Genomic DNA, 462 nt, shown 5'->3' with positions numbered 1-462 from the left:
ATGATGGGCCATGCTGAGGCTCATCTCAGGGAGAGCGGACATGAAAATAAAGGGACCACGGGAAAAACTCCGGAAGCTGGGTGCGCATGCCCTCAGCGATACCGAACTACTGGCCATTTTTCTCCGTACCGGATCGCCTGGACAGAACGTCCTGGAGCTGGCCGGACAGATGCTGGACGGTTTTGGCTCGCTTTATCAGCTCATGACGTCAGACAAAGCGGCATTCGGTGAAATCAAAGGGGTCGGCGATGCCAAGCTGGCACAACTTCATGCGATTGCCGAACTGGCGAAGCGTTTTTTCGCCAGTAAGCTGGCCCGCGAAAGCGCAATGGAAAATCCACAAATTACACGCCAGTATCTGCAAAGTCTGTTAGCCCATCAGGAGCGAGAGATCTTCATGGCACTGTTTCTGGATAATCAGCATCGGGTGCTGCGGGCACAAAATATGTTCTCTGGTTCCAT

1 protein-coding gene is annotated in these 462 nt (G+C 53.2%); it reads left to right on the top strand.

Annotated elements, in window-relative coordinates; all coding sequences use genetic code 11:
• Positions 1-40: 40 nt before the first annotated feature.
• Positions 41-462 (top strand): RadC family protein (gene radC, locus SB765_RS28025; protein ID WP_410932274.1); only part of this gene is annotated, 422 nt, incomplete at its 3' end.

This window comes from Pseudomonas sp. SIMBA_067 (genome assembly GCF_046534675.1).
Taxonomy (GTDB): Bacteria; Pseudomonadota; Gammaproteobacteria; order Pseudomonadales; family Pseudomonadaceae; genus Aquipseudomonas; species Aquipseudomonas putida.
The sequence above is the reverse complement of the archived record's forward strand: the minus strand, read 5'-3'. Positions and strand labels throughout refer to the sequence as shown.